This is a genomic window from Janthinobacterium sp. BJB304, assembly GCF_002735765.1.
In the GTDB taxonomy this organism is placed as follows: domain Bacteria; phylum Pseudomonadota; class Gammaproteobacteria; order Burkholderiales; family Burkholderiaceae_D; genus Janthinobacterium.
In genome coordinates, this window is sequence record NZ_PDZN01000005.1 from 1 (window position 1) to 22,505 (window position 22,505).

The 22,505-nt window shown below is 62.7% G+C and carries 19 protein-coding genes; 12 read left to right on the forward strand and 7 right to left on the reverse strand.

Going from position 1 to position 22,505, the window contains the following annotated elements; all coding sequences use genetic code 11:
• Positions 1–222: 222 nt before the first annotated feature.
• The 5 genes from CSQ95_RS07190 to CSQ95_RS07210 form a co-directional block, all read right to left on the reverse strand.
• A complete protein-coding gene (locus tag CSQ95_RS07190) occupies positions 223–1,164 on the reverse strand; it encodes a sensor domain-containing diguanylate cyclase (RefSeq protein ID WP_099409003.1) in 942 nt (313 codons plus the stop codon).
• 115 nt (positions 1,165–1,279) lie between these two features.
• Complete coding sequence (locus CSQ95_RS07195) at positions 1,280–2,422, reverse strand: UbiH/UbiF/VisC/COQ6 family ubiquinone biosynthesis hydroxylase (protein WP_099409004.1); 1,143 nt, start codon at positions 2,420–2,422, stop codon at positions 1,280–1,282.
• Between the two features lie 9 nt (positions 2,423–2,431).
• The gene (locus CSQ95_RS07200; protein WP_180278995.1) at positions 2,432–3,754 is read right to left on the reverse strand and encodes an aminopeptidase P N-terminal domain-containing protein; all 1,323 of its coding nucleotides are present in this window, start codon (positions 3,752–3,754) and stop codon (positions 2,432–2,434) included.
• On the reverse strand, positions 3,754–4,473 hold the full coding sequence (gene murU, locus CSQ95_RS07205; protein ID WP_099409006.1) for an N-acetylmuramate alpha-1-phosphate uridylyltransferase MurU: 720 nt from the start codon (positions 4,471–4,473) through the stop codon (positions 3,754–3,756). Before murU ends, CSQ95_RS07200 begins: the two co-directional genes overlap by 1 nt.
• Before the next feature lie 45 nt (positions 4,474–4,518).
• Positions 4,519–5,586, reverse strand: coding sequence for an aminoglycoside phosphotransferase family protein (locus CSQ95_RS07210; RefSeq protein WP_070220587.1), 1,068 nt, complete (start codon positions 5,584–5,586; stop codon positions 4,519–4,521).
• Between the two features lie 99 nt (positions 5,587–5,685).
• Here CSQ95_RS07210 and CSQ95_RS07215 point away from each other — a divergent pair, with 99 nt between their 5' ends.
• The 4 genes from CSQ95_RS07215 to rsmA all read left to right on the forward strand — a co-directional run bounded on the left by CSQ95_RS07215 (position 5,686) and on the right by rsmA (position 11,367).
• The gene (locus CSQ95_RS07215) at positions 5,686–7,923 is read left to right on the forward strand and encodes an LPS-assembly protein LptD (protein ID WP_099409007.1); all 2,238 of its coding nucleotides are present in this window, start codon (positions 5,686–5,688) and stop codon (positions 7,921–7,923) included.
• Positions 7,924–8,026: 103 nt separating this feature from the next.
• Positions 8,027–9,421, forward strand: a complete 1,395-nt coding sequence (locus CSQ95_RS07220) for a peptidylprolyl isomerase (protein WP_227742060.1) — start codon at positions 8,027–8,029, stop codon at positions 9,419–9,421.
• Between the two features lie 19 nt (positions 9,422–9,440).
• Entirely contained in the window at positions 9,441–10,496 is a 1,056-nt protein-coding gene (gene pdxA / locus CSQ95_RS07225; protein WP_099409008.1) for a 4-hydroxythreonine-4-phosphate dehydrogenase PdxA, read from the forward strand.
• Between the two features lie 91 nt (positions 10,497–10,587).
• On the forward strand, positions 10,588–11,367 hold the full coding sequence (gene rsmA / locus CSQ95_RS07230) for a 16S rRNA (adenine(1518)-N(6)/adenine(1519)-N(6))-dimethyltransferase RsmA (protein WP_034745667.1): 780 nt from the start codon (positions 10,588–10,590) through the stop codon (positions 11,365–11,367).
• Positions 11,368–11,375: 8 nt separating this feature from the next.
• Here rsmA and CSQ95_RS07235 read toward each other — a convergent pair whose 3' ends face one another.
• On the reverse strand, positions 11,376–12,293 hold the full coding sequence (locus tag CSQ95_RS07235) for a LysR family transcriptional regulator (RefSeq protein WP_099409009.1): 918 nt from the start codon (positions 12,291–12,293) through the stop codon (positions 11,376–11,378).
• Positions 12,294–12,520: 227 nt separating this feature from the next.
• Here CSQ95_RS07235 and CSQ95_RS07240 point away from each other — a divergent pair, with 227 nt between their 5' ends.
• From CSQ95_RS07240 to CSQ95_RS07270, 7 genes are read left to right on the forward strand one after another with little or no spacing between them, the layout of a single operon-like run.
• Positions 12,521–13,636, forward strand: coding sequence for a porin (locus CSQ95_RS07240; RefSeq protein ID WP_227742059.1), 1,116 nt, complete (start codon positions 12,521–12,523; stop codon positions 13,634–13,636).
• A gap of 57 nt (positions 13,637–13,693) precedes the next feature.
• Positions 13,694–14,716, forward strand: coding sequence for an ABC transporter substrate-binding protein (locus tag CSQ95_RS07245; protein WP_230501729.1), 1,023 nt, complete (start codon positions 13,694–13,696; stop codon positions 14,714–14,716).
• Positions 14,717–14,737: 21 nt separating this feature from the next.
• Positions 14,738–15,577 carry an ABC transporter permease gene (locus tag CSQ95_RS07250; protein ID WP_070311744.1) on the forward strand — a complete coding sequence of 280 codons (840 nt, stop codon included), beginning with the start codon at positions 14,738–14,740 and terminating at the stop codon, positions 15,575–15,577.
• A complete protein-coding gene (locus CSQ95_RS07255) occupies positions 15,574–16,353 on the forward strand; it encodes an ABC transporter permease (RefSeq protein WP_070290842.1) in 780 nt (259 codons plus the stop codon). Before CSQ95_RS07250 ends, CSQ95_RS07255 begins: the two co-directional genes overlap by 4 nt.
• 13 nt (positions 16,354–16,366) lie before the next feature.
• Positions 16,367–17,398 carry an ABC transporter ATP-binding protein gene (locus tag CSQ95_RS07260; protein ID WP_099409010.1) on the forward strand — a complete coding sequence of 344 codons (1,032 nt, stop codon included), beginning with the start codon at positions 16,367–16,369 and terminating at the stop codon, positions 17,396–17,398.
• A 32-nt stretch (positions 17,399–17,430) separates the two neighbouring features.
• The gene (locus tag CSQ95_RS07265) at positions 17,431–18,375 is read left to right on the forward strand and encodes a nucleoside hydrolase (protein ID WP_257217976.1); all 945 of its coding nucleotides are present in this window, start codon (positions 17,431–17,433) and stop codon (positions 18,373–18,375) included.
• A gap of 25 nt (positions 18,376–18,400) precedes the next feature.
• A complete protein-coding gene (locus tag CSQ95_RS07270; protein WP_099409011.1) occupies positions 18,401–19,456 on the forward strand; it encodes an adenosine deaminase in 1,056 nt (351 codons plus the stop codon).
• Between the two features lies 1 nt (position 19,457).
• Here the strand turns inward: CSQ95_RS07270 and CSQ95_RS07275 are convergent, their stop codons facing one another.
• Positions 19,458–20,840, reverse strand: a complete 1,383-nt coding sequence (locus CSQ95_RS07275; RefSeq protein WP_099409012.1) for a short-chain fatty acyl-CoA regulator family protein — start codon at positions 20,838–20,840, stop codon at positions 19,458–19,460.
• A gap of 154 nt (positions 20,841–20,994) precedes the next feature.
• Between CSQ95_RS07275 and CSQ95_RS07280 the strand changes: the two genes are divergently transcribed.
• A complete protein-coding gene (locus tag CSQ95_RS07280) occupies positions 20,995–22,503 on the forward strand; it encodes a CoA-acylating methylmalonate-semialdehyde dehydrogenase (protein ID WP_070220552.1) in 1,509 nt (502 codons plus the stop codon).
• Positions 22,504–22,505: the final 2 nt, after the last annotated feature.

Below are 22,505 nucleotides of genomic sequence, written 5' to 3' on the forward strand. Positions count from 1 at the left end.
TAAGGGCGGATACGGCATCCAGTTACCCGGTCTTGATATGCCTACCAAGATTTTGACAGCGGTCGATACCGTTCGCAATACCACGAACGGCATGAGGGGAATAATACAAGGTCGGATTAGCGGGGCAAAGCCCCGCGTAATCCGACGTATTGGGGCCAACAATGTTGTCGGATTACGGCCTTCGGCCTCGGCGGCCCCGCCTAATCCGACCTACGCTTGTCTTCAGGCTGCGACGACTTTATTGCGTCCCTGGTGCTTGGCCGCGTACAGGGCCTTGTCGGCATCCGACATGGCCGCGTCGAGGCTGGCGCCGGCCGTCAGGGAGGCCACGCCGATGCTGATGGTCACCTGCAGTTCGCCGCCATCGGGCAAAGGCGTGATGGCGGCGGCCACGGCGGCGCGGATGCGTTCGGCCACCTTGTGCGCCTGCCGCAGGCTGGCGTCGGGGAACAGCAGGCCGAACTCCTCGCCGCCGAGACGGGCCGCCACGTCGGTGATGCGTCCCGTGTCGCGCAGCGCCTGCGCCACCGTGCGCAGCACGGCGTCGCCCACGGCATGGCCGTAGCGGTCGTTGATCTTCTTGAAATGGTCGAGGTCGGCCACGCCCACGGTCAGGGCGGCGCCGCTGCGTGCCGCGCGCGCCATCGCCTGCTCGGCTTGCGCTTCATAGGCGCGCCGGTTGGGCAGCGACGTCAGCGCATCGTGCAGCGCTTGCTGTTCCAGCTGCGCCAGCAGGCTGGCGTTCTTTGCCGCCAGTTCGCGCCGTTCGCGCACGTCGAGCAAGAAGGCGCCGAAATAGCGGATGCCGTCGACCACGCCCAGGTCCAGCGCCTTCATTTCGATGGGAATCATTTGCGCATCGCGGTGGCGGATGGCGAATTCGCGTATCTTGCCCAGCACGCTGGAGGTGCGCGAGCTGCGGATGTAATTGATCACGTGGTTGTCGTGCTGCGCGCCGACGGCGTCGGGCAGCAGGCCGTTCAGGGTCTGCCCCAGCAATTCCCCGCTGGCATAGCCCGACAGCGCCTGCATGGCGCCGTTGATATAGCGGATGCGGCACTGCTCGTCGATGATGATGACGGCGTCGAGGGCGTCTTCCAGCAGGCGGGAAAAGAGTACTTCGGGAAGAGCGGCAGGCGGTGCTGCGGGCAATGCATCTGTCATGGAACGGTCGCCAAAAACCAGGTGACAGCCATTGTCGCATCCGCGGGCCGTTTACTCCATGCCGGAGATGTTCCCTGTTTCTTTTTCGCCCGTGCCCTTTACTTATTGTTAAGGTTCAGCGGCGGCCGTACATCATCAGGGTGGCCAGGCTTTTGCGCGCGGGGCTGAAAACGTCTAACAAGCCCAGCGACAGGCCCAGCAAGCCTTGCGTGGGGGCGCTGCCCGTGAAGATGCGCGCCATGGTGTCGGTGACGCGCACGGTCAGGCCCCGGTCGGCCTGGCGCAGGCTGGCGTAGCGTTCCAGCCCGGCCGGGCTGCTGTCCTGCGCCAGCACGCGGGCCAGCACGGCAGCGTCGCGCAGGCCCAGGTTCAAGCCCTGTCCCGCCACCGGATGCAGGGTTTGCGCCGCATTGCCGATGGCGACCGTGCGCGCCGTGCCGCTCGCCTGCGCGTTCAGGCCCAACGGATAGGCCAGGCGCGCCGTCGTGTGCGTAAAGCTTCCCAGGCGGCTGCCGAAGGCGGCGCCCAGGCGGGCCAGGAAGGCAGCGTCGTCCAGGGCCAGCAATTGTTCGGCGCGCGTGGGCGGCACGCACCACACCAGCGCGTAGCCGTCGTCCTGCGGCAGCAGCGCCAGCGGACCTTCGTCGGTGAAGCGCTCGTAGGCGCGATGCGCGATGGGAGCGCTTGTACGCACATGGGCAATGATGGCGCTTTGGCCATAATCGCGGCTGACGGCGCGTTCCGGTTGCTGGCCGAACAGGCCGCCCTCGGCCTGCACCAGCAGGCTGGCGCGCAAGCTCGAGGCGGCGCCTTCCTGTTCCAGCTGCACGCTGACGCCATCGGCATCCTCCGCGCTGCCCGTCACCAGCGCCGGACGCAGGCTGGCCACGCCCAGGCGCTCGCACACGTCGGCCAGCGCGCTGACGACGGCGCCGTAACGGGCCACGTAGCCGAGCGCCTCGACGCCATGCTCGCTGCGGTCCATCAGGCTGCGCCCGAACTGGCCGCGGCGCGAGACGTGGATCTGGTGGATAGGCGTCGCCTCGACGGGCCAGGCGCCCGCTTCTTCGAGTATCTGGCGGCTGCCGTGCGACAGGGCGATGGTGCGCGGGTCGCGCCGGGCCTGTTCGATGGATTTGGCGTCGAGCAGGGCGATGCCGGCGGCGCGGCTGCCGCGCTGCACCAGCAGGGCGGCCAGGGCCATGCCGACGGGGCCTGCGCCGCAGATGGCGAAATCGAAAGTGGACGGTGTATGCATGCGGCGGGGTTAATCCTGTGACATCAGTTGTTCGATTTCAGCGACGCTCCTGGGCGCCGAGCTGAAGACTTCATGGCCTTGCGGCGTGACCAGCACATCGTCTTCAATGCGGATGCCCGTGTGCCAGAACTGCTCCGGCACGCCCGTACCCGGACGCACGTAGATGCCCGGTTCGACTGTCAGCACCATGCCCGGTGCCAAAGCGCGCCAAGGCTTGCCGGGCGCATCCGTGTCGCGGTAGGCGCCCACGTCGTGCACGTCCATGCCCAGCCAGTGGCTGGTGCCGTGCATGTAGAAGGGCATATAGGCCTTGTTGGCGATGACGTCCTGCACGCTGCCGCTTTTTTGCCGGTCCAGCAAACCCAGGTCCAGCATACCTTGCGCCAGCACCTGCACGGCCGCTTCGTGGATGGCGCTGTGCGGCAAGCCGGGGCGCACCATGTCCAGCGCCGCCTGTTGCGCCGCCAGCACTAGCTCGTACAGCGCCCGCTGCGGGCCGCTGAAACGGCCGTTGACGGGCCAGGTGCGCGTGATGTCCGAGGCATAGCCATCGAGTTCGCAGCCGGCGTCGATCAAGACCAGCTCGCCGTCTTTTAATACCGCGTCATTGGCGCTGTAGTGCAGGATGCAGGCGTTGCCGCCGCCCGCGACGATGGAGGAATAGGCGGGAAACTGCGCGCCGCTGCGCCGGAATTCGTACAGCAGCTCCGCTTCCAGCGCATATTCGTGCAGGCCGGGCCGCGCGGCGCGCATGGCGCGTACGTGCGCGGCGCTGGAAATGGCGGCGGCGCGGCGCATCAGCTGCTGTTCCTGCGTGTCTTTCAGCAGGCGCATGGCGTCGAGCATGCCATTGATGTCATGCGCCATGGCGGGCGCCGTGACGCCGCTGCGGGCCTTTTGCCGCACGTTGTGCCGCCAGAGCTTCACCTGCGCATCAAGGCTCCCGCCCAGCGCATAGTAGATGGCGGGAGAGTCGGCCAGCAGGCGCGTCATTTCGACGTCGAGTTCCTCGATGGGGAAGGCGGCGTCGAAGCCGAAGCTGATGCGCGCCGCCTCGGGGCCGTGGCGGAAACCGTCCCAGATTTCGCGCTCCGTATTCTTGGCGCGGCAAAACAGGATGGCGCGCGCCGGGGCTGTGGCGCTGGCGGCCACCAGCGCCAGTGCGCTGTCGGGTTCCGTAAAGCCGCTCAGGTAATAGAAATAGCTGTCGTGACGGTACGGATAATCGCAATCGCTGTTGCGCGGCACTTCGGGCGCCGTGGCAAGGATGGCGACGCTGCCCGGCAGCATCTGCGCCAGCAGCGCCGCGCGCCGTGCCGCGTAATTGGCCATCATGTTGCGCTGGCCTTGGCCGTGACGCCGTTGAGTACGTCGAGCTGTGCCGGCGTACCCACATTCGTCCACTCTCCGGTATAGACTTCGCCGCCTACGCGGCCCTGGTCCGCGTACTGGCGCAGCAAATCGCCCAGTCTGGCGTGGCTGCCGGGCGCGATGCCGTCGAACATTTCAGGACGGTACACGCCGATATTGGCGAAGGTCCACTTGGTCTCGTCCGTATTGTTGATCGCGAACAAGGTCAGGCCGAAATCGCCCTTGGGATGGAAGTCGGGATTGGGCACCAGGTAGGTCCAGGCGATGTCGCGCTGGTCGGCCGGATACGGCGTGCCCAGCACATCCTTGTCGGCCAGCACGTCGAGCACTTGCTTGAAATCGAAATACGGGCAATAGATGTCGCCGGAAATGGCGAGGAACGGTTCCTCGCCCAGCAAGTGGCGCGCCTGGGCGATGCCGCCCGCCGTTTCCAGCGGCGTGGTCTCGGGCGAGTACGCGATGCGCGCGCCATACGCGCTGCCGTCGCCCAGGGTTTCCTCGATCAGGTGGCCCAGGTGGGAATGGTTGATGACGATGTCCGTGATGCCGGCGCGCACCAGGTTCAGCACATGCCAGACGATCAGCGGACGGCCGCGCACTTTCAGCAGCGGTTTGGGACAGGTATCGGTAAGCGGACGCATCCGTTCACCGCGGCCTGCGGCAAAGATCATGGCTTTCATGGAATACTCGTTTTCTGATTTATTTTGTAAATTGCTCTGAAGTCATCAGAATGTATAGCCCACTTGTGGGGTCTTGTTTTCCAGGGCGTCCAATAAGCGCACCAGCGGCTTGAGTTCCGTGTAGCGGTTGGCCGTCTTGCGCACGTAGTCGAGCACGGTCGGCAGGTCGCCCATGTACAGATCCTTGCCGTCGCGGTAGTTCAGGCGCGCGAACAGGCCGAGGATTTTCAGGTGGCGCTGCAGGGCCGTGAATTCGAAATCGCGGTAGAAGGCATCGATGTCGGGATTCACCGGCAAGCCCAGCTGCTTGGCGCGCTGCCAGTAGCGGATCACCCAGTCGAGCACCAGTTCCTCGTCCCACTGGATATATGCGTCGCGCAGCAGCGAGGCGATATCGTAGGTGACGGGACCGAAGACGGCATCCTGGAAGTCGAGGATGCCGGGATTGGGGATCGAACCATCGTTGATGTGCATCAAATTGCGCGAATGGTAGTCGCGGTGCATGAATACTTGCTGCTGCGACAAGATATTCGCCGTGATGGCTTCGAAGACCTTGTCCAGCTGGGTTTGTTGCACATCCGTCAAGGTGGCGCCCAGGTGCTTGCCGATAAACCATTCCGGGAACAGATTCATTTCGCGCAGGATGAAGGCGCGGTCGAATTCGGGCAGCACGTCGGGGGCGCTGGCCAGCTGGATTTTCATCAAGGATTCCAGCGCTTCGGCGTACAGCACGCTGGCGTTGTCGTGGTTCAGGGCGTCCAGATACGTGGTCGTGCCCAGGTCGGACAGCAGCAGGAAGCCCTGTTCCAGGTCTTGCGCGATGATTTCGGGCACGGACACGCCGGCGCCTTTCAGCAAGCCGGCCACCTTGACAAAGGCGGGCACGTTTTCGCGCTCGGGCGGCGCATCCATGGCGATCAGTGTCTTTCCTGGCAATGTTGTGTTACCTGGCAGCACATCGAGACGGTAGTAGCGGCGGAAACTGGCATCGCTGGAAGCTGGGCGGGCGGATTCGGGCGCGACGAGGTTAAGCGAGGTCAACCAGGCTTTCAACAGGGTCAGGCGAGCGTCGGCGGAGACCGGCGCGGTGGAGGAATTGGGGGAGAATGACATTAAGCGGCCTGTGGAATCGGGTTGATGGTGCGTATTCCCATATAATAAGGGATTCAAATCAAAAAATCGCCTGTCAATGGTGCTTGCCCCTTCCAATTCATGAGCTGGTTTTCGGCCTCCCCCCCTTCGCAGCGCTGGGCTTTCGCCATCAGCGCGCTCGTCGCCGCCACGACGGTGCCTGTCCACGCCCAGAAAGCACCGCGTCCGGTTCATGTGGAAGATCCCGACGCGCCTACCGTCATGACGGCGAACAGCATGAACGGTCGACCGGAAAGAGAGATCAATCTCGACCAGAATGTCGTGATTGAGCGCGGAAAAACCACAAAAATGACGGCCGATACAGCTTGTTACAAACAAGTTGAAGATCAGTTCGACGCCGAGGGCCATATCAAGATGTGGCGTTTCGGCGATTACTACACGGGTGACGTCCTGAAGCTGAACATGGAGACCGGCAAGGGTTTCCTGCTCAACCCGACTTACCGCTTCGCAGTGGGCGGCGGCCAGGGCAAGGCCGAGCGCGTCGACTTCATCAATCCAGACGAAGCCAATGTTATCGAAGGCACCTACAGTACCTGCGAAGGGCCGAATCCGGACTGGTACCTGAAATCGAGCACCTTGAACCTCGATACGGGCCGCGACGTGGGCACCGGCAGCAAGACCATCATCTATTTCAAGGACGTGCCGATCCTGGGCACGCCGGGCATGTCGTTTTCGTTGTCGGGTGCGCGCCGCTCGGGCTGGCTGGCGCCCACGCCGGGCTTTGCCTCGAAGAACGGTTTCGAGCTGCTGATGCCGTATTACGTGAACATCGCGCCGAACCGCGACCTGACTCTGTATCCGCGCTACATCCAGCGGCGCGGCATCCAGCTCGGTGCGACGGGCCGCTACATGGGCGAGACGGATGCCGGCTTGTACAGCGGTGAAACGTCGTTTGAATTTTTGCCGAACGACAAGCAGACCAAGACCAACCGCTACATGATCAAGTCCAAGCATGAGCAGGCGCTGGCCAAGGGCTGGAGTTACAGCTGGGATCTGCGCGAGGCGTCGGACAATAATTACCCGAACGATTTTTCGAAAACCGTCGCCACCGCCACCGAGCGCCAGTTGCTGCGCGAATTGCGCACCGATTATCGTACCGAGGACTGGAGCCTGACGGCGCGCGTGCAGAATTACCAGGTGCTGCAGGATCCCGATCCCAACGTGGTCGTGCCACGCCCGTATGACCGTTTGCCGGCGGTGAACTTCCATGCTGGCAAATACGATGTCTGGGGCGGTTTCGACTGGACCTTTGACGCGGAAGCGACGCGCTTCGCGCATCCGACACAGGTGCAAGGCTCGCGTCTCGTGGCCGTGCCGCAGGTGAGTTTTCCCATCATGCGCCCTGGCTACTTCATCACGCCCAAGCTGATGCTGAATGCCAGCGCGTATCAGCTCGACAATGACGCCCGGACCAAGGCGCTGTTTAAAACGACCTCGTTTACGCGCGCCGTGCCGACCTTCTCGGTCGACAGCGGCCTGGTGTTTGAACGCGACACGAATCTGTTTGGCACCAAGGGCGGCACGCAAACCCTGGAGCCGCGCCTGTTCTACGTCTACACGCCGTACCGCGACCAGTCGCAGTTTCCGAACTTCGATACGGCCGATGGCACGTTCAACCTGACGCAGATATTCACGGAAAACCGTTTTGTCGGCAGCGACCGCATCGGCGACGCCAACCAGGTCACGGCCGCCGTCGTATCGCGCTTCCTGCAATCGGACGGCACGGAGCGCATGCGCCTGACCTTCGGCCAGCGTTTCTATTTTGCCGACCAGCGCGTGCAGCTCAATTCGACGACGCCCGTCAACCAGTCGCGTTCCGATATCCTGCTGGCCGCAACGGGCCGGGTGTCCGAGACTTGGGCCGTCGACAGCCTGGTGCAGTACAATCCCAGCGATCGCCAGTTGATGAGCTACAACTACACCTTCCAATATCAGCCTGCTGCCAAGAAAGTATTGAATTTCAGTAACCGTTTTCAACGTGGCGTGCTGCGTAATGCGGAAGTGTCGACGCAGTGGCCGTTGACGGACCGCCTGTATGGCGTGGGCCGCATCAGTTACTCCATCAAGGATCGCAGCATACTGGAAAGCCTGGTCGGCCTCGAATACAAGGGCGACTGCTGGGTGTTCCGCATGGGGGCGCAGCGTTTCGTGACGACGACCAAGACTGTCTCGACGCCGATCTTCTTCCAGCTGGAATTGACGGGCTTGTCGAGTGGGCTGGGCCTGGGTGCGAATGGCCTGGAAACTTTTACAAAAACTATCCCTGGTTACCAGACATTGAGCCAGCCACTCCGTTAAGATAGTCACCGTTGCCGCCGCCGGTGTCCCCGGCGCTGGCACAAACCGGTTTTTTTATTCACCTGAACTCATGAGCGCTCTACACATTATGCGTAATGCCAGTATGCACCAACTCAAAATTGCAACGGTTTTGTTGTGCGCCATTTCCGGCGCAACGACCAGTAGTGTCTGGGCGCAACAGGCTGCGCCAGCGCCTGCGGCCAAGCCCGCTGCCGCTGCCCCAGCGCCAGTCAAGGGCTTCACGCCCCCTGCGTCGAGCAGTGGCCAGACCATCGACTCCATCGCCGTTGTCGTCAATGACGATGTGATCACGCGCAATGAAGTGGCGGCCCGCATCAAGAGCGTGGAGCAGCGCATGAAAGCGCAGAATATCCCGCTTCCCGACCCTGCCGACCTGCGCCGCCAGTTGCTCGAACGCATGATTGTCGAGCGCGCGCAAATGCAGCTGGCCAAGGAAATGGGCGTGCGCGTGGATGACCTGACCCTGGACCGCGCGATTGGCCGTATTGCTGAACAGCAAAAGATGACGGTGCAAGAGCTGCGCAACCAGATGGAAAAGGAAGGCACGCCGTTTGCGACCTTCCGCGAAGAAATCCGCGATGAAATCATCATGCAGCGTTTGCGCGAGCACGAAGTCGACGCCAAGATCCAGATTTCCGATTCCGAAGTGGATAACTTCCTGGAAGCGGAAAAAGCGGCAGCCAGCGAACAGGTGGAGCTGAACCTGGCGCAAATTCTCGTGCGCATTCCGGAAAATTCCAGCCCCGAACAAATCGCCGCACGCCGCGCGCGCGCCGAAGAAGTCAGCCGCCAGCTGCGCACGGGCGCCGATTTCGCCAAGATGGCCGCCACCTATTCCGACGCCAGCGATGCGCTGAGCGGCGGCGATATCGGCTGGCGCCAGAGCGACCGCCTGCCGCCCCTGTTCACGGAACAGCTGCTGAAATTGAAGCCGGGCCAGATTACGCCTATCATCAAGAGCAACACGGGCTTCCATATCCTGAAACTGGTGGACCGCCGCAGCGCTGCCGAGGCACAAGCTGTCGCCGCCGTGCAGCAGACGCATGCCCGCCATATCCTGCTGAAAGTGACGCCAACCCTGTCGGCGGCCGAAGCCAAGCGTAAATTGCTGGAATTGAAAGAACGTCTCGACAACAAGGCCGCCAAGTTCGAAGACCTGGCCCGTTTGTTCTCGAACGACGGTTCCGCGGCCAAAGGCGGCGACCTGGGCTGGCTGTATCCGGGCGACACCGTGCCGGAATTTGAAACGGCGATGAATGCGCTGAAACCGGGCGAAGTGAGCCAGCCGATCGAATCGAGCTTTGGCTTCCATCTGATCGAAGTGCTGGAACGTAAGAGCGACGACGTCTCGAAAGAGAAGAAACGTGCTGCCGCACGCAATGCCTTGCGCGAACGCAAGCTGGAAGAAGCGACGGAAAACTGGGCGCGCGAAGTGCGCGACCGTGCTTACGTCGAATTCCGCGCGGACGACCAGTAATGCTGCTGATTCATTGCGCATGAGTAACTTGCCCCTTGCACGCCGTCCGGCCATCGCCATCACCTGTGGCGAACCGGCCGGTGTCGGCCCGGAAATCTCTATACGCGCGGCCTGGGCCATGCGCAATGAAGTCAACTGCATCCTGCTGGGCGACGCCGCCCTCCTGGCGCTGACGGCCAGCCTGATCGATCCGGAGATCCGCCTGGCGGCGCTGTCGCTGCAAGCCGTGCGCAACAGCGGCTTGCCCCAGTTCGGTCCCGGCCGCCTGGCCGTGATCGATATTCCCACTGTGAACAATGTCATTCCTGGCGTGCTGGACAAGGAAAACGGGCGTTCCGTGCTCGCTACCCTGGACGCGGCCGTGGAAGGTGTCCAGGCGGGCTGGTTTGGCGCCATGGTCACGGCCCCCTTGCAAAAGAGCACGATCAACGACGCGGGCGTGGCCTTTTCCGGGCATACGGAATACCTGGCAGAAAAAACCGGCACGCCGCAAGTGGTGATGATGCTGGCCGGCGAACCGGGCCACGGCCAGCCGACCCTGCGCGTGGCGCTGGCCACCACGCATTTGCCATTGAAGGACGTGTCCGCTGCCATCACGATGGACAGCCTGGCCGTCACCCTGGATATTCTCCAGCTTGATTTGCAACAGAAATTCGGCATCGCCGCGCCGCGCATCCTCGTCACCGGCCTGAACCCGCACGCGGGCGAGGGCGGGTATCTGGGACGCGAGGAAATCGATGTCATCACCCCGGCGATTGCCGCGGCGCAAGCGCGCGGCATCGATGCGCGCGGACCGTACCCGGCCGACACCTTGTTCCAGCAAAAATATCTGGCGGACGCCGACTGCGTGCTGGCCATGTACCACGACCAGGGTTTGCCGGTGCTGAAATACGCGACCTTCGGGCGCGGCATCAATATCACCCTGGGCTTGCCGCTGATCCGCACTTCGGTCGACCATGGCACGGCGCTGGACCTGGCCGCGCAAGGACTGGGCCTGGCCGATTGCCACAGCATGGAACAGGCCCTGCGAACGGCGCTCGACATGCTGCGCGCCAGCACCCCGACCAGAGCGTAGGTCGGGTTAGCCGCAAGGCGTAACCCGACGCTGCCTGCTCAACGATCCCGCCGGCCTGTGCCGGCTTTACCGCATTGATAGAAAACACATTATGAAACACGTTGCCCGCAAACGCTTTGGCCAGAACTTCCTGCATGACCGCTTCGTCCTCGACGACATCACGGCCGCCATCGGGCCGCAGCCGGACGATGCCATGGTCGAGATCGGCCCCGGCCTGGGCGCCATGACGGAGCAGCTGCTGCGCCATTTGAAACAGATGCATGTGGTGGAACTGGACCGCGATCTGATCGTGCGTCTGGAAAAAACGTTTAATCCGGCCAAGCTGACGATCCATTCGGGCGACGCGCTGAAATTCGATTTCGCGCAAATCCCCGTGCCAGCCGGTCAGAAGCTGCGCATCGTGGGCAACTTGCCATATAACATTTCCAGCCCCCTGCTGTTCCACCTGGCGGACTTCGCGCCGCTGGTGCAGGACCAGCATTTCATGCTGCAAAAGGAAGTGGTCGAACGCATGGTGGCCGAACCGGGCAGCAAGGCGTATGGCCGCCTGTCCGTGATGCTGCAATGGCGCTACAAGATGTCGCTGCTGTTCATCGTGCCGCCGACGGCCTTCGATCCGCCGCCGAAAGTGGAGTCGGCCATCGTGCGCATGATTCCCGTGGCCGAGCGCCTGGCCTGCGACCAGGCCACTTTGGAAGCGGTAGTCATGAAGGCCTTCTCGCAGCGCCGCAAGGTGATCCGCAACTGCCTAGCCGGCATGTTTACGGAAGAGCAGATCAAGGCGGCCGGCATCGACCCGACCCTGCGTCCGGAAACGGTGGGCCTGGAGCAATACGTGGCGCTGGCGAATCTGCTGAAGGCACCTGCTTGAGTTTTAACTTAAAACCACTGATCGACCTGCTGCAAATCCTGTCGCAGGGCTGAAAAGCAATCATCGACATGGTGGTTGCGGCTGATTTCATTGCGCCGCATCAAGGCGATCTTGCGCTTGCACGTGGGCTGGCGCAGGGGCGCCACATGCAGGTCCTCGTCGTTGAGGAACGTCGTGTACAGGCTGGGCATGATACCCACGGCGATGCCGGCGCGCACCACGCCGTACAGCGATTCGCTGTGGATCATCTGGTACAGGTTTGACGGGCTCAAGCCATGCTGGCGCAGGGCGCTCGAGGCGAACTCCCAGATGCTGCCCTTGGTAAACACGACGATCTCCTGGCCCGCAAGCTGTTCCCAGCGCACTTCCTTGAGCGGCGCCAGCGCATGGCGTCCCGCCGTCACCAAGACCAGCTCGTCTTCGAACAAGCCCACGCTTTCCAGCGAGACGGAACCGGGCACCTCGATGCCCACGCAAAAGTCCAGCTGGCCCGAATGCAGCGCATGCAGCAAGCCGTCGTTGGGCATGTCCGACAGGACGATTTCCACCTCATCGCCATGCTGCTCGCAGTAGCGCGCCACCACGACGGCCGTCATCGCCATGGCAGAGGGAATCGCGCCGATGCGGATGCGGTGCCGGCCGCTGCCGATGGCGCGCTGGATATCGGCAAAGGTATTGCTCGCCGTATTCAATAAATGCGTAGCGTAGTCGAGCGCCAGCTTGCCTTCGCGCGTCAATTCCAACTGGTGGGTTGTGCGGTTAAACAACTTTTTTCCCAATTGATTTTCCAGCAGCTTGATCGACGCGCTGAGGGCCGGCTGGGTCACGCACAATTCCTGTGCAGCCTTGCTGAAGCTGTTTACCCGGGCTAGGGTGGAAAACGCTTGTAAATGTCGTAAGGAAATTTTCTTGCTCAGTTCATGCATGGGCGTTGCTTATTAGAAAAAGTAATGGATTTATAAAAATAAACAAATTTTCTTATCCCGCAATTTACCATATTCTGGACTGGTCCTTACTTGTCTTGAAAGCAACAATATTCAGGAGAAGCGCCTGGAATGCGGTGCCGGCACGTGCGGCGGCGCGCCATGCAAGGGATGCATCAATAAAATAATTCCAAAAAAACTCAGGGTTTATTCTTTTTAGGGTGGCGGCGATGAACAAATGGATGACGGGAACGATGGTAGTGGGTGGCTTGCTGGCGGCGCAGGGCGCGGCGCAGGCGCAAAGCAGCGTGCAAGTGTATGGACTGCTGTCGGCCGGTATCGGCTATGTGTCGGATGAGGGCAAAGGCAGCCGCACGCATGCGCTGAGCGGCACGAATCAGAATCCCCGCATCGGTTTCCGCGGTCAGGAAGACCTGGGCGATGGCACCAAGGCTATCTTCGTGCTGGAAAACGGTTTTAACGTGATGACGGGCACGGCTTCGCAAAGCGGCCGTCTGTTCGGCCGCCAGTCGTATGTGGGTTTGTCCAGCAATGACAAGGGCACATTGACCCTCGGCCGCCAGTACGAAGCCGTCAAGGATCTGCTGGGTCCCGTGGTCATCGCCAGTAACGGCGTGCACATCGGCGACAACGACAATGGCTACAACAACCTGCGCGTGCAAAACGCCGTCAAGTATGTCAGCCCGAATATCAGCAACCTGTCGTTCACGGGCTTGTATGGTTTCAGCGAGAACCCGGAAGATTCGAACCGCAACCGCGTCTACAGCATGGGTGCCGGCTACAAGGTCGATGCCTTCAGCTGGGCCGTCGCCTACACCAAGATGGATCGCCCGAACAGCCCCGATGCGCCGAATGGCGCCATCGGCAATGATTATGCCAGTTCCCTGTTGATCTTCAACAAGAGCGCCGTCAAGGGCGCCGGCGTGGACAGCCAGGCCATCGCCGGCACGGGAGGCTTTTATAATGTGGGCAAGACCAAGTTTGGCGCCTTGTACACCAATGTGCGCTACCACTACCTGGATCAAAGCAATCTGACCCTGCAGAACGTGGACTTGAACGTGAACCACAAGCTGACGGAAGCGTTGAACCTGGGCGCGTCGTATTTCTATACGACTGGTAAATATGACGTGATCAACAAGACGCCGAAATGGCATCAGGTTAACTTCCAGGCCGATTACTTCCTGTCCAAGCGCACCGATGTCGCCATCACCTGGAGCTACCAGAAAGCGGCCGGCGATGCGACGTTCGCCCGCGTGTTCGGCTTCGGCGCCTCGGGCGGCAAGACGCAAAGCGTGCTGATCGTTGGCATGCGACATTATTTCTGATTCTGATTCATCTTTACAGGCGCTGTTCCGCAGCGCCGCCCCCTGAAAGGAAGCATCTTGAAAAAGCACCTCATGTTGGCGTTGAGCCTAGGCTTGCTGGCCAACGCCGCCCACGCGGAAAAACGCGAGCTGGTCATTTCGGCCTATCCGATTGCCCAGCCCTTGTTCATGAAGTATGTGTACGAGCCGTTCAAGGCCAAATGCGGGTGCGATATCAAGGTGGAAACGGGGAATAACGCGGACCGCATCGCCAAGCTGGTGGTGCACGCCAAGAACCCGGTGATCGACCTGGTGCTGCTGTCCGATTCCGGCATGCTGGAAGCGGCGCAGAAGGGCGTGATCCAGCCCATGGATTATTCCAAACTGAGCAATTACAAAGCCCTGTATGACGTGGCGAAAAACCCCATCGGCGGCAACTTCGCCGTCGGCTACACGCTGTACTCGGTCGGCCTGGTGTACCGCAGCGACAAGGTTGCCCCGCTGACGTCCTGGAAGGACCTGTGGCGCCCCGAACTGAAGGGCCGCGTGGCCTTCCCCGACGTGAGCACCACGCAGGGTCCCTTGATGCTGCGCATGGCCGACGCGGCCTGGGGCGGCAAGACGGACGACTACGCCACGGGCTTTGCGAAGATCGTCGGCATGAAGGGCAACGTCGTCACGTTCTCGAAAAACAGCGCGCAGCTGGCCGCCCTGTTTGCGCAGGATGAAATCTGGGCCGCGCCCGTGGCGCGCTTTACCTGGTCGCAAATGCTCAAGACGGGCCTGCCCCTGAAGTGGAGCATCCCGGCCGAAGGCCAGGCGGCCGGCATGAACGTGATGGGCATCGTTGCCGGGTCGAAGAATGCGGACCTGGCCTACCAGCTGATGGATTTCTGGCTGTCCAAGGAAGTGCAGACGCAGCTGGCGACCAATCTGGTCGACTCGCCCGTCAACAAGGACGTGCGCCTGTCGGTGGCGGCCGCGCAATTCAATACCTATGGCGCCGATCAAATCAGCTCGCTGAAGTTCGTCAAGCCGGAAACCATCATCAAACAGCGCAGCAACTGGATGACGCAGTGGAACAAGGCCATGAGCAAATAGTGGTGACGAGGAGAAAACACCATGTTTGCTGATCCAAAAAAGCGCCTGGGACTGCTGCTGGTCCTGCCCGCGCTGATCTTTATCGTCGTCTGCTTCCTGCTGCCCGTGCTGGCCTTGCTGATCGACGCCTTCCGCGTCGGCGACGGCATGCAGTGGGGTGTTGAGCGCTTCGTTGCATTCTTCTCGCAGGAATTCAACCGCACCATCTTCTGGCGCACCCTGCGCATCGCCGCGCTGGTGACGCTCGCTTCCATTATCCTCGGCTATCCGGCCGCGCAAGCCGTGGCGCGCGTGTCGCCGAAGTGGCGCGGTCTGGTGGTCGGCATGATGATTCTGCCGCTGATGGTCTCGCCGATCGCGCGTACCTATGCGTGGATCGTGCTGCTGGGCCGTAACGGCGCCCTCAACGCGGCGCTCGTCAACATGGGTTTCACGGACGAGCCGCTGCGTTTGCTGTTCAGCGAATTCGCCGTCTTTGTCGGCCTGCTGCAATTGCTGCTGCCATTGATGCTGATGTCGCTGGCGGGCGCGCTGGAAAACCTGCCGCGCGACGTGGAACCGGCCGCGGCGACTTTGGGCGCGAATCCATGGCAAGTATTCTGCAAGGTCACCCTGCCGCTGACGCAGGAAGGCCTGGTGGTCGGCGGCACGCTGGTGTTTACGGGCTGCGTGACGGCCTACGTGACGCCGGCCCTCTTGGGCGGCACCAAGGTGCTGATGCTGGAAACGCTGCTGTACCAGAAGGTCAGCGTGGAGAGCGATTTCGGTGCCGCGAATGTGATCGCCGTCATCCTCGTCTGCATGACCCTGCTGGTGAATGCCGGCCTTAAACGTATTTCCTCGAGCCGGAGCTCCGTATGAAAGAAAGCTTATTCTCGCGCGCCGTCCTGTGGCTGGTGTTTTTGTTCCTGCTGGGCCCCTTCGCCATCGTCGTGCTGGCGGGCTTTTCCGGCGGCGAAACCCTGGCGTTCCCGCCCGAATCGTATTCGCTGCGCTGGATCCTCGAAGTGTGGGCTGCGCCCGAGTTCCGCCGCGCCTTCCAGACCAGCCTGGAAATCGGCCTGATCGCCACCGTCATCGCGCTGTTGCTGGGCATCCCCGTCGCGTATGCGTTTTCGCGCATGCCGCCGCCCGGTATCGGCGCCATCCGGCAAATCCTGACATCGCCGCTGATCATTCCCGCCATCCTGGTCGGTTTGGGCTTGCTGCACCACCTGGTGCTGACGATCAATGCGCCCGTGTACGTGGGCCTCTTGATCGGCCATATCGCGCTGCTGATTCCGTACTCGGTGCGCGTCGTGTACGCCAGCCTGGTGAATTTGCGCGTCGATATCGAGGACGCGGCCATCACCCTGGGCGCGTCGCGCCTGCGCGCGTTCTTCATGATCGTGCTGCCGAATATCCGCAACGCCGTGATCGCCGCCTTCTTCCTCGCCTTCGTCACCTCGTTCAACCAGGTGCCCGTCTCGCTGTTCCTCACGGGCCCCGGCATCAGCACCTTGCCGATCGAGATGCTGGGCCATATGGAAAACAGTTTCGATCCGTCGATCGCTGCCCTGTCGACCTTGCTGGTCTTGTTCACCATGGCCTTCGTGATGGTGACCGAGAAGGTGCTGGGCATTTCTAAATACATGTAAGAGGCAACACACGATGAGTTATCTGGAACTGCACAAGCTGAACCTCGGCTACGCCAAGAACACGACGTCCGTGAAAGACCTGGACTTGCACGTCGAGCAGGGCGAGCTGATTTCCCTGCTGGGCCCCAGCGGCTGCGGCAAGACCACCACCATGCGCGCCATTGCCGGCCTGATGCCGCTGCAGTCGGGCCGCATCGTGCTCGACGGCCGCGAAATCGGCAAGCTGGCGCCGAATAAACGCAATATCGGCATGGTCTTCCAGTCGTATGCGCTGTTCCCGCACCTGAACGTGTACGACAACATCGCTTTCGGCCTGCGCCTGCGCAAGGTGGCGCCGGCGCTGCTGAAAACGAAAGTGGAAGCCGTGATCGCCGCCGTGGGACTGACGGGGTTCGAGACGCGTTTGCCGGCGCAGATGTCGGGCGGCCAGCAGCAGCGCGTGGCGCTGGCGCGCGCCATCGTCGTCGAACCGGCCCTGCTGCTGCTCGATGAACCGCTGTCGAACCTGGACGCCAAGCTGCGCGTGCAGATGCGCGCCGAGCTGCGCCGCATCCAGCGCGAACTGGGCATCACCATGCTGTACGTGACGCATGACCAGGAAGAAGCGCTGGCCCTGTCCGACCGCATCGTCGTCATGAACGGCGGGCGCATCGAGCAGCTGGCCGCGCCGGAAGCCGTCTTCAATACGCCGTCCACGCGTTTTGTGGCCAACTTCATGGGCTTCGAGAACCTGTTCGACTACCGCGACGGCGCGCTGCACCACGCCGGTGCCAGCCTGCCGTACACGTCCCCCGTCGCTGCCGGCACCACGGTGCTGGGCTGGCGTCCGGACAAGGTGCGCGTCTGCGCCGCCGACGACGTAGCAGGCCAGTACCCTGGCACCGTGCTGGCGCGCGGCTTCCTGGGTGACACCGTTGAATACCTGCTGCAAACGCCGCTGGGCCAGGTCAAGGGTATTTGCGCGGCCGGCGGCGCCGCCTGGCGCGAAGGCACGGCCGTCTCGTTCGTACTGCCGTCCGACAGCGCCCTGTGTTTGGCTGCCTGATTGGCTGCCTGATTTTTTAACTGGAAACCATCATGACCCAACCCTTGAAAAAGATCTGGCTCGACACCGATCCCGGTTTCGACGACTGGCTGACGATGCTGCTCTTGGGCAGCAATCCCGACATCGAGTGGCTGGGCGTGAGCGTGGTGGCGGGCAATGCACCCGTCGCCATCACTTACGACAACGCCTTGCGCATCAAGGCCCATGACGGCTTGACGGTGCCGATCTACCGCGGCTGCGAAGAACCGCTGGCCGGCGTCATCGAGACGGCGCAGCGCATCCTCGGCGACAGCGGCATGCCGACCACGGGCGACATCCTGCCGCCCGGTGCGGCCAGTGACGCTGCAGGCCACGCCGTCGACGCGCTGATCGCCGCCGTGCGCAAGCATCCCGGCCAGATCACCATCATGGCGATCGCACCGATGACGAACCTGGCCACGGCCTTGTCCCGCGCGCCCGATATCGCGGGCAAGATCGTCGAAATCATCCTGATGGGCGGCTCGACCGACCAGGGCAACCATACGGCGGCGGCCGAATTCAATATCTATGCGGACCCGGAAGCGGCCGCCCAGGTGTTCAAATCCGGTATTCCGCTGCGTATGTTCGGCCTGAACCTGTGCCGCCAGCTCCTGGTGACGAATGCGGAAGTGGAGCGCCTGCGCGCCCTCGGCACGCCGCGCGCCCTGCGTCTGGCCGGCTACCTGGAAGCGTATGTGCGCATCCGCAGCAGCGACGGTTCCGTGCCCATGCCCATGTACGACCCGGTGGTGGCCCTGTATCTGGAAGCGCCGCAGCTGTTCCAGTTCCAGCCGGCTCACGTGGCCATCGAATTGACGGGCGAACTGACGCGCGGCATGACGGTGTGCGAATTCCGCGTGCCGCGCCGCGCCGCCATCAACACGCAAGTGGCGATGCTGGCCGATGGCCCCGCCGCCATCGAGCGCCTGATGCGCCGCCTGGCCGCCATTCTCGTCTGACCCACTTCACTACGAAACGAGCTTCATGTCTAATTCACCCCTGAGCATCGAACAGTTTTTACGCGCCATGCCGAAGGTGGAGCTGCATTGCCACCTGTTCGGCACGGTGCGGCAAGCCACTTTCCGCGCGCTGGCCGCCAAGACGGGCAATGTCGTCACCCCCGAGGAAATCGACGCGTTCTATACACGCGGCGACAAGCCCGTCGGCGTGCTGCGCGTGCTGCGCGCGCTCGACGCGCACCTGATCGTCTCGCCGACGGACCTGTATTGCCTCGCCTACGAATACCTGGAAGACGTGCATGGCCACGGGGTGCGCTACGCGGAGTTCTTCTGGAATCCGACCGGCACCGTGCGCGTGTCGGGCATCCGCTACGAGTCGGCGCAAGACGCCATCGTGGCCGCCATCCGCGACGCGCAAAGGGATTTTGGCGTGATCGGCCGTCTGATCCCCAGCATCGACCGTGAAGCGGCTCCCGCCGAAGCCGTGCAGATGGTGGAGTGGATGAAGGCGTACCGCGCGCCGGAAGTGATCGGCATCGGCATCGACTACCGCGAAAACGACCGTCCGCCCGAACTGTTCATCGAAGCCTATCGCGCCGCGCGCGCCGCCGGCTTCAAGTGCACGGCGCATGCGGGCGAATTCGGCATGCCGTGGATGAATGTGGCGACGGCGATAGACGAATTGCAGGTGGACCGGGTCGACCATGGCTACACGATCGTCGACAACCCCGAGCTGGCGCAGCGCTGCGTGGAACGGGGCCTGGTGTTTACGGTGGTGCCCACCAATTCGTATTATCTGCGCACACTGGCGCCCGAGCGCTGGGCGCTCGATCACCCGATCCGCGCCATGGCCAAGCTGGGCCTGAAACTGCATCCGAACACGGACGATCCGACCCTGCACCACGTGACGCCGACGGGCGCCTGGATGATGATGCGCGAATTCGGCTTCGGCCTCGACGACATGCGCGGCTTCATGTTGAATGGTCTGGACGCGGCCTGGATAGACGAGTCCACGCGGCGGGACTGGCGCGCGGAATTTGCGCGCGCATTCGACGCGTTGCGGGCAAGAGTCGTCGAGTAAATCAGGCCGATGCCGGTGGCGGGGCCAGCAGCGACGGAAACGCCCGCTGCGGGCAGCTCTGGCGCTCGCACACCTTGCAGCCCGTGCCGATGGGTGTGGCGCTGGAAGGGTCGTGCAAATCGAGTCCCTTCGAATAGATCAGCCGGTGCGCCTGCGAGATGTCGCAGCCCAGCGCCACGGCAAACGTCTTGCCCGGCGCGCGGAAGCCCGGTGACGCCGTGCTGACCTGGCGCGCGATCCATAAATAGGTGCAGCCGTCGGGCATGCTGGCCACTTGCGTCAGCACCTGGCCCGGATGGCTGAAGGCGTCGTACACGATCCACAGCGGGCAGGTGCCGCCCACCCGTGAAAAGTGAAAGTCCGTGGCCGACTGGCGCTTCGAGACATTGCCCGCGCGGTCGACGCGCACGAAGAAAAACGGCAGCCCCGCCGCCTGGGGGCGCTGCATGGTGCTCAGGCGGTGGCACACGGCCTCGAAGCCCACGCCGAACTGGTGCGCCAGGCGCTCGATATCGTAGGCGCGCGTTTCCGCCGCCTGTAAAAAACGCTGGTACGGCATCAAGAGGGCGCCGGCGAAATAATTGGAAAACGCCAGGCGCGCGCCCGTCTGCGCGGCCGCGCCCGAGAGTCCTGCCGCCAGCACCAGGGCGTCGATCAGGTCGCTGTGCTCGAGCAGGCTGATTTGCGCCGCCATCTGGAAAGCGCGCTGGCCGCCCGTCAGGGTGTCGGGCAGAAACAAGATATGGTGTTGCGCGTCGTAGCGGTGCTTGCGCACCATGCCCGCGTCGCCATCGGACAAGCGCACCTGGATGCCGTGGCGCTCCAGCAGCCGGCCTTGCAGCGCGTCGAGCGTGCGCAGGGAGGGATCGAGTTCGCCTGCCACCCGTTCGGCCGCCCGGTCCAGCTCATCGATATAGTTTTGCCGCCGGTTCAGGTATTCGCGCACTTCCTCGTCCGTGGAGGGCGCGGCCGAGCTGGCGCCGCGGCTGCCGTCGTCGAGGCGCGCGGCCAGCGTATCGGCCCGTTCCGCCATCACGCGGTAGCGCCGCTGCAAGAGCAAAATCGAGCGCGCCAGTTCCGGCATGTTTTCCACCAGCATTTTCAATTCCGCCATCGAGGTGGGCGGCGCGTCGGGCAATTCGCCGAACACGTCGCGCACGTCGGCCACCAGGCTGGCGCTGTCGTGTTCGGAAAAGATTTGCGGGTCAACGCCCAGCACCGTGCCGATGCGTAACAGAATCGGCACCGTCAGCGGGCGCTGGTTGCGCTCCATCTGGTTCAGGTAGCTGGGCGAGATGCCCAGGGCCTTGGCCAGCGCCACCTGCGTCATGCGCCGTTCCTCGCGCAGCCGCTGCAGGCGCACGCCCATGAAAACCTTTGCCATCGCGTTTCCTCTTCCCCGTTTGTGGAATCTGCAAATTTACAATCTTTGCAGATTAACAGATTCGTCTTTGCATTATCTCGCATTTTCACGCCTTGTTTGCAGGCTGGATTGTGCGAATAATGCAAACAGACCTATACCAACCAGGAGACTCCGAGTGACTACGCAAAACACAATTCCGACCGTTCCCCTCTTGATCAACGGCGAGTGGGTCGAATCCCGCACCACCGTCTGGCGCGATGTCGTGAACCCCGCCACGCAGGAAGTCCTGGCCAAGGTGCCGTTCGCCACGCCGGAGGAAGTCGACGCGGCCATCGCCTCGGCCCAGCGCGCCTTCAAAACCTGGCGCAAGACGCCGATCGGCGCCCGCGCGCGCATTTTCTTGAAATTGCAGCAGCTGATCCGCGAAAACATGGCCGACCTGGCCGCCACCCTGACGATGGAACAGGGCAAGACTTTGCTCGACGCGGAAGGCGACGTGTTCCGCGGCCTGGAAGTGGTGGAACATGCGGCTAATATCGGCACCCTGCAGATGGGCGAATACGCGCAAAACGTGGCCGGCGGCGTCGACACCTACAGCGTGATGCAGCCGCTGGGCGTGTGCGCAGGCATTACCCCGTTCAATTTCCCCGCCATGATCCCCCTGTGGATGTTCCCGATGGCGATTGCCTGCGGCAATACCTTCGTGCTGAAACCATCGGAGCAGGACCCGCTCGTGACGGAAAAACTCGTGCGCCTGGCCTTGCAGGCGGGTATTCCGGCCGGTGTGCTGAACGTCATCCACGGCGGCGAAGATGTGGTCAACGCCCTGTGCGACCATCCGGACATCAAGGCCATTTCCTTCGTCGGCTCGAGCAAGGTGGGCACGCATGTGTACCAGCGCGCCAGCCTGAACGGCAAGCGCGCGCAATGCATGATGGGTGCCAAGAACCACGCCGTCGTCTTGCCGGATGCAAATAAAGAACAAACCCTGAACCAGTTGCTGGGCGCCGGTTTCGGCGCGGCCGGCCAGCGCTGCATGGCGGCGTCCGTCGCCGTGCTGGTGGGCGAGGCGCGCGAGTGGCTGCCGGAACTGGCCGCCAAGGCGCAAACCCTGACGGTGGGCGCGGGCAAGGACAACCCGGACCTGGGTCCCGTCATCTCGTGCGCCGCGAAAGAGCGCGTGTTCGGCCTGATCGCCAAGGGCATCGAGCAGGGTGCCGTGCTGACTCTGGATGGCCGCGACGTGAAAGTTGATGGCTATCCGAACGGCAACTTCGTCGGCCCGACGATTTTGTCCGGCGTGAAACCTGGCATGGCCGTGTATGACCAGGAAATCTTTGGCCCCGTCCTGATCGTCGTCGAAGTCGATACCCTGGACGAAGCGATAGCCCTCGTCAACGCGAATCCGAACGGCAACGGCACGGCCCTGTTCACGCAGAGCGGCGCGGCCGCGCGCTATTTCCAGGAAGAAATCGACGTGGGCCAGGTCGGCATCAACGTGCCGATTCCCGTTCCCGTTCCCCTGTTCAGCTTTACGGGCTCGCGCGGCTCCAAGCTGGGCGACCTGGGCCCGTTCGGCAAGCAGGTCGTGCTGTTCTACACGCAGACGCAGACGATTACCCAGCGCTGGTTCACGGATGCGGCCTCGGTGGGCAAGGTCAACACCACCATCAGCCTCAAGTAAGG

Bases quoted from the DNA above. Each gene is read 5' to 3' on its own strand.
- CSQ95_RS07210 (WP_070220587.1), bottom strand. From the start codon at position 5,586: ATGTCATTCTCCCCCAATTCCTCCACCGCGCCGGTCTCCGCCGACGCT.
- CSQ95_RS07260 (WP_099409010.1), top strand. From the start codon at position 16,367: ATGAGTTATCTGGAACTGCACAAGCTGAACCTCGGCTACGCCAAGAAC.
- murU (WP_099409006.1), bottom strand. From the start codon at position 4,473: ATGAAAGCCATGATCTTTGCCGCAGGCCGCGGTGAACGGATGCGTCCG.
- CSQ95_RS07195 (WP_099409004.1), bottom strand. From the start codon at position 2,422: ATGCATACACCGTCCACTTTCGATTTCGCCATCTGCGGCGCAGGCCCC.
- CSQ95_RS07220 (WP_227742060.1), top strand. From the start codon at position 8,027: ATGCACCAACTCAAAATTGCAACGGTTTTGTTGTGCGCCATTTCCGGC.
- CSQ95_RS07215 (WP_099409007.1), top strand. From the start codon at position 5,686: ATGAGCTGGTTTTCGGCCTCCCCCCCTTCGCAGCGCTGGGCTTTCGCC.
- CSQ95_RS07200 (WP_180278995.1), bottom strand. From the start codon at position 3,754: ATGGCCAATTACGCGGCACGGCGCGCGGCGCTGCTGGCGCAGATGCTG.
- CSQ95_RS07265 (WP_257217976.1), top strand. From the start codon at position 17,431: ATGACCCAACCCTTGAAAAAGATCTGGCTCGACACCGATCCCGGTTTC.
- CSQ95_RS07250 (WP_070311744.1), top strand. From the start codon at position 14,738: ATGTTTGCTGATCCAAAAAAGCGCCTGGGACTGCTGCTGGTCCTGCCC.
- CSQ95_RS07190 (WP_099409003.1), bottom strand. From the start codon at position 1,164: ATGACAGATGCATTGCCCGCAGCACCGCCTGCCGCTCTTCCCGAAGTA.
- CSQ95_RS07255 (WP_070290842.1), top strand. From the start codon at position 15,574: ATGAAAGAAAGCTTATTCTCGCGCGCCGTCCTGTGGCTGGTGTTTTTG.
- CSQ95_RS07270 (WP_099409011.1), top strand. From the start codon at position 18,401: ATGTCTAATTCACCCCTGAGCATCGAACAGTTTTTACGCGCCATGCCG.
- CSQ95_RS07275 (WP_099409012.1), bottom strand. From the start codon at position 20,840: ATGGCAAAGGTTTTCATGGGCGTGCGCCTGCAGCGGCTGCGCGAGGAA.
- rsmA (WP_034745667.1), top strand. From the start codon at position 10,588: ATGAAACACGTTGCCCGCAAACGCTTTGGCCAGAACTTCCTGCATGAC.
- CSQ95_RS07240 (WP_227742059.1), top strand. From the start codon at position 12,521: ATGAACAAATGGATGACGGGAACGATGGTAGTGGGTGGCTTGCTGGCG.
- pdxA (WP_099409008.1), top strand. From the start codon at position 9,441: ATGAGTAACTTGCCCCTTGCACGCCGTCCGGCCATCGCCATCACCTGT.
- CSQ95_RS07235 (WP_099409009.1), bottom strand. From the start codon at position 12,293: ATGCATGAACTGAGCAAGAAAATTTCCTTACGACATTTACAAGCGTTT.